The following is a 15925-nucleotide window of genomic DNA, read 5'->3' on the forward strand; positions in this document are numbered from 1 at the left end:
GTGAAGCTCGCCGTACAGGAGCAGCTTCTGCCTGGCCGCAGCCTGCAGGAGAAGTTCGCCTTCGCACTCGACGCCGGCTTCGACGCCATCGAGCTTCGCGGCAAGGGCGACTTCCACTTCGCGGGCCGGCTCACGGAGCTCAAGCGCGCGCGGGCCGACGGCGTCGTCATGCCGACGGTCTGCGTGGACATGCCCCACTTCATCGGCGACTTCGACCCGGCCAAACGCAAGGACGCGATCCAGCAGCTCCGATCGCAGCTCACCGTGATCGGCGAACTCGGCGGCATCGGCGTCATGACCCCCGCCTCCTGGGGTCAGTTCTCCCGCCGGCTGCCACCGTTCGAGCCGCCGCGCAGCCCGGAGGAGGACCGCGAGGTGCTGGCCGAGGCGCTCGGCATCCTCGGCGAGCACGCCCACCGCAACGGCGTGCTGATCATGCTGGAGCCTCTCAACCGGTACGAGAACCACATGGTCAACACGCTGGCCGAGGCCGTCTCGTACTGCTCGATGGACTCCATCAGGATCGTCGGCGACACCTACCACATGAACATCGAGGAGGACGACCCCTGCCGCGCCCTCATGGCGGCGGCCCCCTACCTCGCCCACATGCAGATCAGCGAGTCCAACAGACACCAGCCCGGCACCGGCCACCTCGACTGGGGCGCCCAGCTCGCCACCCTCGACGCCGTGGGCTACGACGGCTATCTCGCCCTCGAATGCCGCCTGCGCGGCGAGCCCGAGATCGTCCTCCCCCAGACCGCCGCCTTCGTCAGGAAATATCTATGATCCTCCGCGACGCCGTGCGCGTCCTGGTCAGCAACTGGGATGGCAGCTACACGGTCCCCTCCCGTCGCCTCTATCCCCACCAGTGGAGCTGGGACTCCGCCTTCGTGGCGATCGGCAACGCCCACCTGTCGCCGCGAAGGGCCAGGTCGGAGTTGCTGACCCTGTTCGGTGCGCAGTGGAGTGACGGCCGGGTGCCGCACATCGTGTTCAATCCCGAGGTGGCCGAGGGCGCCTATTTCCCCGGCCCGGCCTTCTGGGCCGCGCGGGCGCCGTCGGGCGTGCGCACCTCCGGCATCGTCCAGCCGCCCGTCCACGCGCTGGCCGCGTGGAAGACGTACCTGGCCGAGCCCGATCTCGGGTTCCTCGACCGCATCTACCCCCGGTTGGTGGCCCAGCAGGAGTTCCTGCGCGCCCAGCGGCGCTCGCCCGAAGGGCTGATCGCGATCGTGCACCCCTGGGAGTCGGGCATGGACAACAGCCCCGCCTGGGACGTGCCGCTGGCCGCGGTCGAGGCGGCGCCCGGCGGGTTCGTCCGCAGGGACCTGCAGAGCGTCAGCGCCGACGAGCGGCCCACCGACCGCGACTACCAGCTCTACATCGCGCTGGCCGAGGCATACCGCGAGTCCGGCTACACCGCGCCGGGCGCGTTCCAGGTCGAGGATCCGCTGTTCAACGCCGCGTACGGGCTGGCCGAGTCGAGGCTGGCGGACATCGCGCGGGCGCTCGGGCTCGACCCAGAGCCGCACGAGCGCGAGGCGGCGGCCGTCACCCGCGCCATGGTCGAGCACCTGTGGGACGGCGCGCTCTTCCAGGCCCGCGACGTGCGCACCGGCAAGCCGACCGAGTCCGCGAGCGCGGCGGGGCTGACCCCGCTCGTGCTGCCTGACCTGCCGGACGAGGTGGCCGACACGCTGGTCAGGACCGCGCTCGACCGGTTCGGGCTCAAGGAGCTGCCGCTGCCCAGCTATGCCACGGACGCCGCGGAGTTCGACCCCGCCCGCTACTGGCGCGGCCCGAGCTGGATCAACGTCGGCTGGCTGGTCTGGCACGGGCTCAAGGACCGCCGTCCCGACCTCGCCGCCGGCCTCGCCGACTCCATGCGTCGCGCGGTGTGCAGGTCGGGCTTTCGTGAGTACTTCGACCCGGTCAGCCTGCGCGGCCACGGCTCGCGCGACTTCAGCTGGTCAGCCGCCCTCATCCTCGACCTCGTCGCAGAGCACGGCCTGAACGCACTGCAGCCGTCCGGCCGCGAGCTCTGTCATGAGACGTGGCGCTTCGCCGAACCCGACCAGATCGGTGACCACGTGCCGGCGTAGCGCCGGGCCGTGCCGCCGCAGCAGCGCGATGGTCTCGTGCGACAGGCGTTCCCTGTCCCAGGCGTGCGCGAGACCGCGCGGCACCCGGCCGATCTGCGCGCAGCGCACGGTGAGTCCGTTGTGGTGGAACTCCTCCCCGAGCCGCACCTCGGGGGCGCCGCCGGTGTAGAAGGCCAGGTCGATCAGCGTGCCCTGGGGACGCAGCAGGCGCAGGCCGAGCGCCAGCGCCCTGGCCTGGCCGCGGCACTGGAAGACGACGTCGGCGCCGCGGTCGTTGGGCCCGTGCCGCCAGCGCCGCTTGAGCTCCACCGCCGGGTCCTCCCCGGCGTCCATGGTGCCGGCGCCCAGCGCGGCGGCGATCTCCAGCCGGGACGGCGTCTCGTCCACCACCACGACCTCGGCCGCGCCCGCGTACATCGCGAAGCAGGCCGTCAGCAGCCCCACCACGCCGGCGCCCACCACCGCCACCCGCCGGCCGCGCACGCCGTCGCCCAGGTCGCGCACCGCCGGGCCGTGCAGGTCGTGGGCGGCGTGGAGCAGGCCGTTGGCGCAGATCGGGCCCATGTGGGCGACGTAGATGCCGAGCAGCGGGTCGAGGTCGTCGGGCAGCTCCACGAACCGGTCGGTCATCGGGTCGGCCACGTACGCCGTGCGGTGCCCGTACGCCATCGCCACCAGCGCGCCCTCGCGCACGGCCCGCGTCCGCGTCTCGACCACCAGCCCCACCTGCATGTAGCCGATGCCGCGCACCGGGTACGCCACTGACGGCGCGCCGTCGAGGAACAGCCCGAGCGCCGGGTCCCAGCTCGCCCCGAGGTAGGGGTTGGTGCCCTTGACGTAGGTCAGCTCGGTGCCGGCCGAGACGCCGCTGTAGGCGGTGGCGACCATGAACCCGCCGTCGGGCAGGTCGGGCAGCTTCTCCTCGACCAGGCACACCTCCCCTGGCGCCTCGATGCTGAGGGTCTCACTGGTCATCGAGCATCACCGGCCTCTGCTCGGCTGCGGATCGGGCGAGTGCCAGCGCCAGGCGGTGGGTGCGCAGCGCCTCCCCGTACGGTACGCGCACGTCGGCCGTCTTGCCCTGCACCGCGTTGATGAACTCGCGATCCACCCGCGTCTTCGCCCGTCCGTCGTCCTCGATCGCGCGGTGCCCGTCCACGAGCAGCCGGGTCTCGCTCAGCTCCAGCGCGATCCCGTCGGCGCACACCTCGAGCCCGACCCGGTGCTTGCGGGTGAGCAGGCAGGAGGTGGCGAGCAGCCCGGCCGCGCCGCCGGTGAAGCGCAGCACGGCGGAGGTGGCCCGGTCGATCTCACCGTCCACGGGGGTCCCTCCCGGCACCGCGTGCACCATGGACACCTCGCCCACCAGTACCCGCGCCAGGTCCAGCACGTGGACGGCCTGCTCGACGATCTGGCCGCCCGACCTGCCGGGGTCGAGCCACCAGGCGACCGGCGGCACCTTGTCCAGCCAGTGGCCGAGCGCGAGGTGGACGGGCCGGCCGGCGAGCAGATCATGCGCCTGTCGGACAATGTCTAGGTATCGCCAGTGATGCCCGACTGCTGAGGGGAGAGATCTCCGTTCGATTTCGGAGGCGATGGTTTCTGCGGTCTGGAGGTCAAGAGACAGCGGCTTTTCCACGAAAATCGGGAGATTGTACGACAGAGCGTCATGCTCCGGGTTGCCGTGCGCGAAAGGAGGCACACAGACGTAGACAGCGTCCAGACCGCCGGCGCTGAGCAGGTCGGCGTGGCCGCCATAGGCAGGGGAGCCGTGCTTCGAGGCCAGAGCCTCGGCCCTGTGGGGATCGGTGTCGGCGATCCCGGCGATGGTCACATCGGGGAAGCCGGACAGGACGTCAGCATGGCGAGCGGCAACATTTCCGGCACCTATGATGCCGACACGGGTCTTCGGGGACACAACCCGGCATATGCCACTTGTGGGCTGAATCAAACAAACATGTTCAAGCGCCTATAGATCGGGCAGAGGTCGCTACCTCTTTAGATCGGGGCTGATGCATGGAAAAAGATCTGCGAGCCTTGGCCAGAGTCCGTGAATGGTACGGACCGCACTCGAGTACGGCGGCGGAATGGCCGGTCGACGCTCTGCTGATGGCCAAGGGGAACACCACGGTGAGCGTGGTGCTGCCCGCCCGCGACGAGGAGAGCACGGTGGGCGGCATCGTCGCCGCCATCCGCCGCGACCTCGTCGAGCGCATGCCGCTCGTCGACGAGATCCTCGTCGTCGACTCCAACTCCACCGACGCGACCGCCCAGCGCGCACGCGAGGCGGGCGCCCGCGTCGTCGCACAGAACGAGGTGCTGCCCCACCTCGAACCGCTCACCGGCAAGGGCGAGGCCCTGTGGAAGGGGCTCGCTGCCTCGAAGGGCGACATCGTCGTCTACATCGACGCGGACCTGCGCAGCTTCGCCCCCCACTACGTGTCGGGCTTAGTCGGCCCGCTGCTTGTGGACGCCCACACGCACTTCGTCAAGGCGACGTACGAGCGGCCGTACACCGGGGCCGACGGGGTCGTCCAGCGCGGCGGCGGCGGGCGGGTCACCGAGCTGGTCGCGCGGCCGCTGCTCAACATGTTCTGGCCCGAGCTGGCCGGCTTCTCCCAGCCGCTCGGCGGCGAGTACGCCGCCCGGCGCGAGGTGCTGGAGCAGGTCCCCTACGTCACCGAGTACGGCGTCGAGTTCGGCCTGCTCGTCGACCTGCTGCACCTCGTCGGGCTGGACGCGATGGCCCAGGTGGACCTGGGACACCGCACCCACACTCATCAGTCGATGGCCGCGCTCGGCCGGATGGCCGGGCAGATCATGCAAACCGCCTGGTCGCGGCTGGAGCGCCAGGGCCGGGTGCTCGCCTCGGAGCCTCCGGGGCACACGCTGCTGCAGTTCGGGCTCGAAGGACAGGCGGGCCTGGTGGACGTGGCCGTGGCGGAGCGTCCCCCACTGGCCTCCCTCGTCCTGGAGGAGGATCTGGCATGAGAGTCCTGGTGAACGCGGGGCCGTGGCTGAAGGTGCCGCCGGCGGATTACGGCGGGATCGAGAACGTGGTGGCCACGCTGGTGCCCGCGCTGCGCGAGCGCGGGGTGAGCGTGGTGCTCGCCTCCGTCGGCTCCAGCACGCTGGAGGTGGACGAGCTGGTCTCCGCGTACGACGAGGGCTGCTTCAGCGAGCTGCAGAAGCCGTACAACCAGGTGATGGGCATCACCCATGCCCATCTCGCCCGGGTCGTGGCCGAGCTGCGCCGGCGCGACGACATCGACCTCGTGCACGACCACGTGGAGGTGGTCGGGCCCGCGGTGCTCTCGGCGTACGGGGGTTCGCCCGTCCTGCACACCCTGCATTGGGACCTGCGCAAGCATCCGGCCTTCTACGGCGCCTTCCCCGGCGAGATCGCGGTCAACGGCGTGTCGGAGTCGCAGCTCGCCCGCGCCCCCGAGGCGCTGCGCGCCGCCTCTCTGGGCGCGATTCACCTGGCGACCCCGCTGGCCGATCGCGACGTACGGGTGCCGCGCGGCGAGCACCTGGTGGTGATGGGCCGCATCTGCGGGCTCAAGGGCCAGCACGTGGCCGCCAGGATCTGCCAGAAGCTGGGCCTGCCGCTGGTGCTGGCCGGTCCGGTGAGCGCCCGCAACTCGCAGGCCGAGCTGGACATCGTCGCCCAGAACCCCTACCACCCGCTGCACAGCCATCCCGACGTCCGCTATCACCTCGACCACGTCGCCCCCTACCTCGACGGCGAGGTCGTGAAGTGGGTCGGGGCGGTGGGCGGCCAGGAGCGCGACGACCTGTACGGCTCCGCCCGCGCCGCCCTGTTCCCCATCCAGTGGGACGAGCCGGGCGGCACCGCCGTCGTCGAGGCCCTGGCGCTCGGGGTGCCCCCGATCGGGCTGCGCAGGGGCTGCCTGCCGGAGATCATCGACCATGGACGTACCGGCTTCCTCGCCGACACCGAGGAGGAGCTGGCCGAGTGGGTGCTGCGGGCGGACGAGATCGACCCCGAGGAGTGCCGCCGCGAGGCCCGCCGCCGCTTCTCGCCGTCGGTGATGGCCGATCGCTACCTGGAGCTGTACGAGCAGGTGATCAAGCGGCGTTAGCCGAAGCCGCGCGGCAGCACGGTGACCGGCCGCGGGGACGCGCGCAGCACCTTCATGGCCAGCTCGCCGAGGAACACCCGGTGCGGCTGCGCGTCCTCGCTGGCCGCGCAGACCAGCAGTTCGCCGTCCAGCCACTCGACGTCGCCGAGCGCGGCGGCGACGTCGTGGCCCTCGGCGACCTCGGCCTCCGCCTCGATGCCGGTGCTCTCCCAGGCCAGGCGCACGGCGAGGGCGAGGTCGTCGCGGAGCCTGCCCTGGTCCTCGGTGCGCAGGTCGAACGTGAGCAGCCGCAGCGGCACGCCGAGCCGCAGCGCGGCCTGCGCCACCTGCTCGACCGCGGCGTCGCACTGGGGCCGGTGCACGTAGGCCAGTGTGAGCCTGGTCAGCTCGTCGGGCGGGACGTAGTCGGCGGGCGCCAGCATGACCGCCTCGGGTGACATGTGCAGCAGGTGGTCTGCGGTGGCGCTGATCGAGATGCGGCCGTGCTGTCCGCCGCCCCCGGAGCCGACCACGATCAGGTCGGCCTTGATCCGGCTGGCCAGCACCGACAGACCGCGTCCCGTGCCCCTGCTCTCGAACGTGAGGTACTCGGCCGGCACCGGGCCGAGCTCCTCGGCCGCGTGCGCGAGGTTGGCCTGCGCCTCTACCGCCAGCCCGGGGCTGCCCGGAGGGTAGATCGTGGCGACCGTCAGCTCGCCGCCGGTGACACGGGTGATCACGGCGGCGAGGGCGAGCGCGTCTCGCCCGCCTGGGTTGTTCGCATATCCGACGATCACGTGCGCTCCGATCACGACGGCCCTCTTACCCACTCTCACCTGGGAATACGCCGCTTTGATCCCTGTACGTTCGCCACCGACGCCCCGGAGCCGAAACAGGCCGCATTGGCGCGTCAGCTCCTGACCTGATGACTTTCCGCCTTATGGTGGAGGCGCCGGAGCCTTCCTGTTCGTAAGGTTCTGTCCATCGGACATTCATCGATTGGACAGGCGTGTACCACGACATCGTCGACTTCGCTCTCAGCACACCCGCATGGCTGCACACCGTCGCCGAGGTCGGCACGGACGCGGGTCTTTTCCTGTTCGCGCTGCTCTTCGTGGTGGCGGCGGTGCGGGCCTGGCGTGGTCCCGCGCGCGACCTGGCGCTCGTCGTCGCCGGGCCGGCCGGCATCGTGCTCGCGTACGTGCTGAGCGAGGTCGTCAAGGTGTTCGTGAAGGAGGACCGGCCGTGCCGGGGCGGGATCGCGACGATCGCCGCGTGCCCGCCCCTCGACGACTGGTCCTTCCCCAGCAACCACTCCGTGATCGCGGCCGGCGCGGCGGCCACCCTCGTGCTGTGCCGGCGCGCCCTGGCCTGGGCGGTGTTCCCGCTGGCCGTGCTGATGGCGTTCTCACGGGTGTTCGTGGGCGTGCACTACCCGCACGACGTGGCCGCCGGCTTCCTGCTCGGCCTCGCCTTGGCGCCGCTGTTCGCGCTGCTCCTGGTGGGGGCGATCACCCCCGCCGTACGGCTGCTGCGCGCCCGCCTGCCGCGCTACTTCCCCGAGTCCGCGAACCCGTCCGTGGCGGCGATCAACCGGTCGAGGATGCCCGGCTCCGAGTAGGCGTGCCCGGCCCCGGGAATGACGTGGAACTCCGCCTCGGGCCACGCCTTGTGCAGGTCCCAGGCCGTGGCCATGGGCGTGCAGAGGTCATGGCGGCCCTGGACGATCACGCCGGGGATGTGCCGGATCCTGTCCGCGTTCCTGATGAGCTGGTCGGGCTCGAACCAGCCGCCGTGGGTGAAGTAGTGGTTCTCGATCCTGGCGAACGCGACCGCCGTCTCCGCCTCGCCGAAGTGCTCGACCAGCTCGGGATCCGGCATGAGCGTGACCGTGCCGCCCTCCCACTGCGCCCACGCGCGGGCCGCCGCCAGCCGCGCCGCGTCGTCGTCGCCCTCAAGGCGCTTCCTGAAGGCGCCGATGAGGTCGTCCCGCTCGTCCTCGGGGATCGGCGCCACGAACGTCTCCCACAGGTCGGGGAAGAGGGACGAGGTGCCCTCCTGGTAGAACCAGCGCAGCTCCTGCGGGCGCAGCGTGAAGATGCCGCGCAGGATCAGCTCGGACGTCCTGTCCGGGTGCGTCTGGGCGTACGCGAGGGCCAGCGAGCTGCCCCACGACCCGCCGAACACCTGCCACCGCTCGATGCCCAGGTGCTCGCGCAGCCGCTCCATGTCGGCGACCAGATGCCAGGTCGTGTTCGTGCTCAGATCGGTCGCCGGGTCCGAGGCGTGCGGTCGGCTGCGGCCGCAGTTGCGCTGGTCGAACAGCACGATCCGGTACCGCTCCGGGTCCCACTGGCGGCGGTGCCCGGCGTTGCACCCGCCGCCGGGCCCGCCGTGCAGCATGACCGCGGGCTTGCCCTCGGGGTTGCCGCAGACCTCGTAGTAGATCTGATTGCCGTCGCCCACGTCGAGCAGGCCGGAGTCGTACGGGTCGATGGGCGGGTACAAAGTTCTCATACGTCCTGATCCTGCCGCATCCCTCCCGGTGAGGCGTCTACTGAGACCAGGTGTGCCGGTTGAGGAAGCCGCGGTCGCCGGTCGCGTAGTCCTGGAAGGACCGCTGGACCTCTGACAGGTCCTCGACCATCGTGCGGATCAGCGTGCCCTCCTTGTACTCCAGCTCGTACCCGGGCGACACCTGAAGGAAGTGCCGGCCGAAGTTGACCAGGGCGACGAACGGGTTCTGGTGGGACATCGTGGCCAGGACGTCGTGCACGAGGCCCAGGTCGGGGTCGTTGACGATCATGCCGTCCCCCGTGTGGAGCTGCATGCCCTCGTAGACCCCGAGCGGCGCCACGTTGTGCACCAGGTCGCGCTGCGGGTCGTAGCAGACCATGCCGTGCGCCCGGGCCACGGTGAACACCTGCGAGGAGACCTCGTCCATGGTGTCGAGGTCCATCGTCACCAGCACGTGGCCGGGGTAGAGCGTGACCTCTCCCGGCAACTCCTTGGCGACGTCGGGTGCGGGGCCGTCACCGGGCTCGGTCCGCTTGACCGCCAAGTACGTCGCGCGCGCCTGGTCCCTGCTGATCGGCACCGGTTCGTCCCAGACCATCAACTCAACGCTCATCGGTCCATCTTGACGGACCCGCACCCGTGCCGTGCGTCACTGCCTGGGTTTTTCCGAATCCGGCACCAGGTGGGCGGTGCAGTGGGCGCACCGGCGCGCCTCGGCGGGGATTTCCGACAGGCACTCGGGGCACTGCTTGGTGGTGGCCGCCTTGTCCCGCTCGAACAGCTTCACGAGCCGGGTCATCGGAGCCACGATCAGCCAGTAGACGACGGCCGCGATGATCAGGAAGGTGACCAGGTGGTTGAGGAAGTCGCCGTACAGGAAACGACTGCCGTTGATCGTGAAGGAGTAGTCGGCGAAGTCGGGTTGCCGGCCGCCGGTCACGGCGCCGATCAGCGGCGTGACGAGGTCGGTGACGAGGGCCTCGACGAGGCCGCTGAACGTGGCGCCGATGATGACCGCGACGGCCAGTTCGACGATGTTGCCGCGCAGTAAGAACTGTTTGAAACCGCCCATGACATCAGCATGTAGCCCGAACGGGCGGTGGCAAACGATGCTGGAGACGTGGGCCGTCTCCGATACCGCGCCGTCGGGGACGGCTCACCCCTTTGACCTCGGCCGGAGTAACCACGGGCGTGGCGTGGGAAGGAACAGGGTGATCAGGGGGCGGGGTTGTCGCGTGGAGCGGGGGAACGGAACATGGGGAAAGACCGCAAGGGAGCCTCGATGATCGAGATCTGGCCGGGAGACCCCTACCCGCTCGGGGCGACGTACGACGGGGCCGGCACGAACTTCTCGCTCTACACGGAGGTCGCGGACAAGGTCGAGCTGTGCCTGTTCGACGACGACAACGTCGAGTCGCGGGTGCCGCTGACGGAGGTCGACGGCTTCATCTGGCACGGCTACCTGCCGGGCATCGGGCCGGGCCAGCGCTACGGCTACCGGGTGCACGGGCCTTACGACCCGGCGCGCGGGCTGCGCTGCAACCCGGCCAAGCTGCTGCTCGATCCGTACGCGATGGCCATCGAGGGCGGGGTCGACTGGAACGAGGCGGTCTACGGCTACCGCTTCGGCCAGCCCGACTCCAGGAACGACGCCGACTCGGCCCCTTACGTGCCGCGCTCGATCGTCATCAACCCGTTCTTCGGGTGGGGCCACGACCGGCCGCCGGCGACGCCGTACCACGACACGGTGATCTACGAGGCCCACGTGCGGGGCCTAACGATCGGCCATCCCAAGATCCCGAAGCACCTGCGCGGCACGTACGCGGCGCTCGGCCACCCGGAGATCCTCGACCACCTCACCAAGCTGGGCGTGACGGCGCTCGAGCTGATGCCGGTGCACCAGTTCGTCACCGACCACATCCTTGAGCAGCGCGGCCTGGCCAACTACTGGGGCTACAACTCGATCGGGTTCTTCGCCCCGCACAACCGCTACTCCAGTCAGGGGCAGCGCGGCGGGCAGGTGCTGGAGTTCAAGGCGATGGTGCGCTCGCTGCACGAGGCGGGCATCGAGGTGATCCTCGACGTCGTCTACAACCACACGGCCGAGGGCAACCACCTGGGGCCCACCCTGGGCTTCAGGGGCATCGACAACGTCAACTACTACCGGCTGGTCGAGAACGACAAGCGCTACTACGTCGACACCACGGGCACCGGCAACAGCCTGCTCATGCGCTCGCCGCACGTCCTTCAGATGATCATGGACTCGCTCCGCTACTGGGTCATCGAGATGCACGTGGACGGGTTCAGGTTCGACCTGGCCTCGACGCTGGCCAGGGAACTGCACGAGGTCGACCGGCTGAGCGCGTTCTTCGACCTGGTGCAGCAGGACCCGGTGCTGTCGCAGGTCAAGCTCATCGCCGAGCCGTGGGACGTCGGCCCTGGCGGCTACCAGGTCGGCAACTTCCCCTCCCGCTGGACGGAGTGGAACGGCCGCTACCGCGACACCATCCGCGACCTGTGGCGCGGCCAGGCGGCCACGCTGCCGGAGTTCGGCTCCCGCTTCACCGGCTCCAGCGACCTCTACAAGGACGACAGCCGCCGCCCCGCCGCCTCGATCAACTTCGTGACCTGCCACGACGGGTTCACGCTGCAGGACCTGGTGTCGTACAACAACAAGCACAACGAGGCGAACAAAGAGGGCAACCGCGACGGCACCGACGACAACCGGTCCTGGAACTGCGGCGAGGAGGGCCCCGCCGGCATCGCCATCGAGTCGCTGCGCGAGCAGCAGAAGCGCAACTTCCTCACCACGCTGTTCCTGTCGCAGGGCGTGCCGATGCTCTCCCACGGCGACGAGCTGGGCCGCACGCAGCGCGGCAACAACAACGGCTACTGCCAGGACAACGAGCTGACCTGGGTGGACTGGTCGGACGTCAGGGAGAACTGGCTGCTGCTGGAGTTCACCCAGACGCTGGCGGAGCTGCGCAAGAAACATCCGGTCTTCCGGCGGCGCCGGTTCTTCTACGGCAAGCCGGTACGCGGCCTGAACGACATCGCCTGGCTCACCCCGTCAGGGGAGGAGATGACCGACGGCGACTGGAAAGTCGGCTACGCCAAGTCGCTGGCCGTCTTCCTCAACGGCGACGCCATCACCGAGCCCGACCGGCGGGGCCGGCCGATCAGGGACGACTCGTTCCTGCTGCTGTTCAACGCCCACCACGACACGATCACGTTCACGATCCCCAAGGACTACGGCGAGATGTGGCACACCGAGATCGACACGGCCATGCCGATCAGGCTCGATGCGCGCATGGTGAAGGCGGGGGACGCCATCGATGTGCCCGGCCGCAGCGTACGGGTGCTGCGCCGTGTCTAGGCCCACCTCGACCTACCGGGTGCAGCTCACCCCCGACTTCGGTTTCGCGGAGGTGGCCGAGATCGCCGGCCAGCTCCGCGACCTCGGCGTCAGCCACGTCTACCTGTCGCCGATCCTGCAGGCCACCCCCGAGTCGCGGCACGGCTACGACGTCACCGACCATTCCAGGATCAGGGAGGAGTTCGGCGGCGCGACCGGGTTCAGGGAGATGGCGCAGCAGCTCGCGGCGCACGACCTCGGCATCGTGCTCGACATCGTGCCCAACCACATGAACACCGTGAACGCCGCGTTCTGGTCGGTGCTGAAGGACGGGCCGGAGTCGCGGTACGCGAGCTGGTTCGACATCGACTGGACCGACGGCACGGTCGCGCTGCCCGTGATCGGCGACGACGTGCGGCCCGTCGTGGACGGCGACGTGCTGCGCTACCACGAGCACGCCTACCCCCATCCCGGCCACTACCGCTTGGTCGACTGGCGCGAGGGTCCCGGCTACCGGCGCTTCTTCGACGTGTCGTCGCTGATCGGGCTGCGCGTCGAGGACCAGGCGGTGATGTTCGCCACGCACGAGGTGATCTTCTGGCTGCTGGACGAAGGGCTGGTCGACGGGCTGCGCGTCGATCACCCCGACGGCCTGGCCGACCCGCGCGGCTACCTCGAACGGCTGCGCGAGCGCACGGGCGGCGCCTGGACGGTGGTCGAGAAGATCCTCATCGGGCCCGAGCGGCTGCCCGCCGACTGGGCCTGCGACGGCACGACCGGCTACGACGTGCTCAACCGGGTCAACGGCCTGTTCGTCGACCGCGGCGGCAAGGAGCCGCTGGTCGAGCTGTTCACCCGGCTGACCGGGCAGCCCGCCGACTACCGGCCGGTGATGGCGCGGGCCAAGCGGGAGGTGCTCGACCTGTTCTTCGGCGCCGAGGTGGACCGGCTGGCCAGGATCACCTCGTGCGCGCCTGACGCCGTGCGCGAGCTGCTCGCCGCGATGCCGGTCTATCGCGCGTACGTGGTGCCCGGCGAGCCGCCGCCGCCCGAGTCGGTCGAGATCGTCGAGCGGGCCGCCGCGACCTGCTCTCCCGCCGTCCGGCCGCTCGTGCAGGAGGTCCTGTACGGCTCCGCCGAGTCGATCGTGCGTTTCCAGCAGGCGTGCGGTCCCGTCATGGCCAAGGGCGTCGAGGACACGGCGCTCTACCGGTGGTTCCCGCTGGCCTGCCTCAACGAGGTGGGCGGCGAGCCGGACGTGTTCGGGATCCCGGTGGAGGAGTTCCACGACTTCTGCGGGCGGATGTCGCCGTACACGATGACCACGCTGTCCACCCACGACACCAAACGCTCCGAGGACGTGCGGGCGCGGCTGTCGGTGCTGTCGGAGATGCCGGGGGAGTGGGCGGCGGCCGTGGCCGAGTGGTCGGCGCAGGTCAGCTTCGACCCGCACCTCGACTACCTGGCCTGGCAGAACCTCATGGCGGCCTGGCCGATCTCCGCCGAGCGGTTCACCGACTACCTGCTGAAGGCGGCGCGCGAGGCCAAGACCGCGATCTCCTGGATCAGCCCCGACCCCGCCTACGAGCGGCGGCTGCGGGCCTTCGCCGAGGCCGCCGTGCGGCTGCCGGTGGGCGGGTTCACCGAACGCATCGACCCGTACGCGATGGTGAACTCGCTCGGCGCCAAGCTGGTGCAGCTCATGATGCCCGGGGTGCCCGACGTCTACCAGGGCAACGAGACCACCGACTTCTCGCTGGTCGATCCCGACAACCGGCGGCCGGTGACGTACCCGCGCAAACCGGAGACCGCTTGGGACTCCGCCAAGCTGCTCGTCACCACCCAGGCGCTGCGGCTGCGGCGGCGGCTCGACGGCGACGCGGCGTACCTGCCGCTGCGGGCCGAGGGCGAGCGCGCCGGCCACGTGATCGCCTTCGCCCGCGGCGACCGGCCGCAGGCCGTGGCCGTCGCCACCCGGCTGCCCGTACGTCTGGCCGCCACCGGCTGGGACGCGACCACGCTCACGCTGCCCCCCGGCAACTGGCGTGACCTGCTCACCGGCGGCCGCCACACCGGCCGCGTCCCTCTCGCACACCTGCTCGGTCAGTACCCGGTCGCACTCCTGGAGAGACATGATCTTTGAGGTCTGGGCACCGAAGGCGACGGCGGTCGAGGTCGACACCATGGGCTCCCGCCGGGCGATGACACGCGGCGACGGAGGGTGGTGGTCGCAGGAGGTCGCGGAGGCCGGCCACGGCACGCGGTACGCCTTCACGGTGGACGGCGAGGGCCCCTACCCCGACCCGCGCTCCCGCCGGCAGCCCGAGGGCGTCTTCGGGCCGAGCGCCGTCTACGAGCACGACCGCTTCACCTGGGCCGACCACGACTGGAAGGGCCGCGACCTGCGCGGCGGCGTCGTCTACGAGCTGCACATCGGCACCTTCACCCAGGAGGGGACGTTCGCCGCCGCCATCGAGAAGCTGCCGCACCTCATCGAGCTGTGCGTGGACTTCGTCGAGATCATGCCGGTCGCGCCCGTGCCCGGCACCCGCAACTGGGGATACGACGGCGTCGATCTGTACGCCGTGAACGAGACGTACGGGGGGCCCGACGGGCTCAAGTCGTTCGTGGACGCCTGCCACCGGGCCGGGATCGGCGTCATCCTCGACGTCGTCTACAACCACCTCGGGCCGTCGGGGAACTTCCTGCGGCCCTTCGGGCCGTACTTCGCCGGCTTCGATGGCAGCTTCTGGGGCGAGGCGGTCAACCTCGACGGGCCGGACTCCGACGAGGTACGCCGCTACTTCATCGGCAACGCCCTGCAGTGGCTGCGCGACTACCACATCGACGGCCTGCGCCTCGACGCCGTCCACGCGCTGCACGACCGGCGCGCCACCCACCTGCTGGCCGAGCTCGCCGCCGAAGTGGACGCGCTCGCCTGCGCCGTCGGCCGTCCCCTGTCGCTGATCGCCGAGTCCGACCTGAACGACCCGCGCATGGTCCGCTCGCTCGACGCGGGCGGCCTCGGCATGACCGCGCAGTGGAACGACGACGTCCACCACGCCCTGCACTGCGCGGTCAGCGGCGAGAGCCACGGCTACTACCAGGACTTCGCCGACCTCTCCGCGCTGGCCAAGGTGCTCACGCACGGCGTCGTGCACGACGGGACGTACTCCAGCTTCCGCGCCCGCTCCCACGGCCACTCCTTCGCCGGCGTGCCGGGGCACCGGCTCGTCGCCTGCCTGCAGAACCACGACCAGATCGGCAACCGCCCGCTCGGCGACCGCCTCCCGCTGCCCGCACTCAAGCTCGGCGCCGGCCTGCTGCTCACCGCGCCGTTCACGCCGATGCTGTTCATGGGGGAGGAGTGGGGGGCGCGCTCGCCATTCCTGTTCTTCTCCGACCACGTCGACCAGGAGCTGCGGGCGAGCGAGGGGACGCGGCGCGCCCGCGAGTTCGTCGGGTACGGCTACCGCTGGGACGCGCCCGACCCGTCCGACGAGGAGACGTTCCTGCGCTCGAAGCTGGACTGGAGCGAGGTCAAGGAGGAGGCGCACTGGTCGCTGCTGTGCTGGTACCGCGACCTGATCGCCCTCCGCAAGGCCCTCCCCGAGCTGTCCGACCCGCGGCTCGACAGGGTGCGGGTGGAGGTCGATCCGCTGGCGCGGTGGCTGGTGATGGGGAGGGGGGAGCTGGCGGTGGTGGTGAACTTCGCGCAGGAGACGGTGACGGTGCCGGTGGGCAAGGGGACGGTGCTGCTGGCCTCGGACGAGCCGATATCAACCGACACGGACGGCCTACGCCTCCCCGCCCAATCCATGGCCATCACCCGCCCCGCCTGACCTCTCATGGGGGCGCTGAGCGTC

At 70.5% G+C, this 15925-nt stretch carries 13 protein-coding genes; 7 read left to right on the forward strand and 6 right to left on the reverse strand.

The annotated features are described in order from the left end of the window. On the forward strand, nt 1-786 hold the full coding sequence (locus ABZW11_RS02865) for a sugar phosphate isomerase/epimerase family protein (protein WP_355411924.1): 786 nt from the start codon (nt 1-3) through the stop codon (nt 784-786). A 1184-nt stretch (nt 787-1970) separates the two neighbouring features. Here the strand turns inward: ABZW11_RS02865 and ABZW11_RS02870 are convergent. Both ABZW11_RS02870 and ABZW11_RS02875 read right to left on the reverse strand, forming a co-directional pair. Then, nucleotides 1971-3077, reverse strand: coding sequence for a zinc-binding dehydrogenase (locus tag ABZW11_RS02870; protein WP_355411926.1), 1107 nt, complete (start codon nt 3075-3077; stop codon nt 1971-1973). Then, a complete protein-coding gene (locus tag ABZW11_RS02875) occupies nt 3067-4020 on the reverse strand; it encodes a Gfo/Idh/MocA family oxidoreductase (RefSeq protein ID WP_355411928.1) in 954 nt (317 codons plus the stop codon). The genes ABZW11_RS02870 and ABZW11_RS02875 overlap by 11 nt, the downstream gene beginning before the upstream one ends. 98 nt (nt 4021-4118) lie before the next feature. Between ABZW11_RS02875 and ABZW11_RS02880 the strand changes: the two genes are divergently transcribed. Then, nucleotides 4119-5093 (forward strand): glucosyl-3-phosphoglycerate synthase, encoded by a 975-nt coding sequence (locus ABZW11_RS02880; protein ID WP_355411930.1) that lies wholly within the window; start codon nt 4119-4121, stop codon nt 5091-5093. Next, nucleotides 5090-6208 (forward strand): glycosyltransferase, encoded by a 1119-nt coding sequence (locus tag ABZW11_RS02885; RefSeq protein WP_355411932.1) that lies wholly within the window; start codon nt 5090-5092, stop codon nt 6206-6208. The genes ABZW11_RS02880 and ABZW11_RS02885 overlap by 4 nt, the downstream gene beginning before the upstream one ends. On the opposite strand, the gene ABZW11_RS02890 is transcribed toward ABZW11_RS02885, so the two are convergent. Beyond that, nucleotides 6205-6999, reverse strand: coding sequence for a universal stress protein (locus ABZW11_RS02890; RefSeq protein WP_355411934.1), 795 nt, complete (start codon nt 6997-6999; stop codon nt 6205-6207). The genes ABZW11_RS02885 and ABZW11_RS02890 overlap by 4 nt on opposite strands. Before the next feature lie 197 nt (nt 7000-7196). Between ABZW11_RS02890 and ABZW11_RS02895 the strand changes: the two genes are divergently transcribed. After that, nucleotides 7197-7808, forward strand: a complete 612-nt coding sequence (locus tag ABZW11_RS02895; protein ID WP_355411936.1) for a phosphatase PAP2 family protein — start codon at nt 7197-7199, stop codon at nt 7806-7808. Here ABZW11_RS02895 and pip read toward each other — a convergent pair. The 3 genes from pip to mscL are packed head-to-tail and all read right to left on the reverse strand — an operon-like array spanning nt 7739 to nt 9776. Beyond that, nucleotides 7739-8704 (reverse strand): prolyl aminopeptidase, encoded by a 966-nt coding sequence (gene pip / locus ABZW11_RS02900; protein ID WP_355411938.1) that lies wholly within the window; start codon nt 8702-8704, stop codon nt 7739-7741. The genes ABZW11_RS02895 and pip overlap by 70 nt on opposite strands. A 37-nt stretch (nt 8705-8741) precedes the next feature. Continuing rightward, nucleotides 8742-9317, reverse strand: a complete 576-nt coding sequence (locus ABZW11_RS02905) for a hypothetical protein (RefSeq protein ID WP_355411940.1) — start codon at nt 9315-9317, stop codon at nt 8742-8744. A gap of 36 nt (nt 9318-9353) precedes the next feature. Further along, nucleotides 9354-9776: a large conductance mechanosensitive channel protein MscL gene (mscL, locus tag ABZW11_RS02910; RefSeq protein ID WP_355411942.1), complete on the reverse strand. Its 423-nt coding sequence runs from the start codon at nt 9774-9776 to the stop codon at nt 9354-9356. A 210-nt stretch (nt 9777-9986) separates the two neighbouring features. Between mscL and glgX the strand changes: the two genes are divergently transcribed. Genes glgX through treZ form a run of 3 tightly spaced genes read left to right on the forward strand, consistent with a single transcriptional unit; the run spans nt 9987 to nt 15901 of the window. Next, nucleotides 9987-12080 carry a glycogen debranching protein GlgX gene (gene glgX, locus ABZW11_RS02915; protein ID WP_355411944.1) on the forward strand — a complete coding sequence of 698 codons (2094 nt, stop codon included), beginning with the start codon at nt 9987-9989 and terminating at the stop codon, nt 12078-12080. Then, nucleotides 12073-14202, forward strand: coding sequence for a malto-oligosyltrehalose synthase (gene treY / locus ABZW11_RS02920; protein ID WP_355411946.1), 2130 nt, complete (start codon nt 12073-12075; stop codon nt 14200-14202). Before glgX ends, treY begins: the two co-directional genes overlap by 8 nt. Continuing rightward, complete coding sequence (treZ, locus tag ABZW11_RS02925) at nt 14192-15901, forward strand: malto-oligosyltrehalose trehalohydrolase (protein ID WP_355411948.1); 1710 nt, start codon at nt 14192-14194, stop codon at nt 15899-15901. Before treY ends, treZ begins: the two co-directional genes overlap by 11 nt. The last annotated feature ends 24 nt before the right edge of the window (nt 15902-15925 follow it).

Source organism: Nonomuraea sp. NPDC004580 (assembly GCF_040609855.1).
Taxonomy (GTDB): Bacteria; Actinomycetota; Actinomycetes; order Streptosporangiales; family Streptosporangiaceae; genus Nonomuraea; species Nonomuraea salmonea.

What these genes read in the sequence shown, in the direction of transcription:
- ABZW11_RS02870 (WP_355411926.1), bottom strand. Translation starts at nt 3,077, where the DNA reads ATGACCAGTGAGACCCTCAGCATCGAGGCGCCAGGGGAGGTGTGCCTG.
- ABZW11_RS02880 (WP_355411930.1), top strand. Translation starts at nt 4,119, where the DNA reads ATGGAAAAAGATCTGCGAGCCTTGGCCAGAGTCCGTGAATGGTACGGA.
- ABZW11_RS02885 (WP_355411932.1), top strand. Translation starts at nt 5,090, where the DNA reads ATGAGAGTCCTGGTGAACGCGGGGCCGTGGCTGAAGGTGCCGCCGGCG.
- pip (WP_355411938.1), bottom strand. Translation starts at nt 8,704, where the DNA reads ATGAGAACTTTGTACCCGCCCATCGACCCGTACGACTCCGGCCTGCTC.
- ABZW11_RS02905 (WP_355411940.1), bottom strand. Translation starts at nt 9,317, where the DNA reads ATGAGCGTTGAGTTGATGGTCTGGGACGAACCGGTGCCGATCAGCAGG.
- mscL (WP_355411942.1), bottom strand. Translation starts at nt 9,776, where the DNA reads ATGGGCGGTTTCAAACAGTTCTTACTGCGCGGCAACATCGTCGAACTG.
- glgX (WP_355411944.1), top strand. Translation starts at nt 9,987, where the DNA reads ATGATCGAGATCTGGCCGGGAGACCCCTACCCGCTCGGGGCGACGTAC.
- treZ (WP_355411948.1), top strand. Translation starts at nt 14,192, where the DNA reads ATGATCTTTGAGGTCTGGGCACCGAAGGCGACGGCGGTCGAGGTCGAC.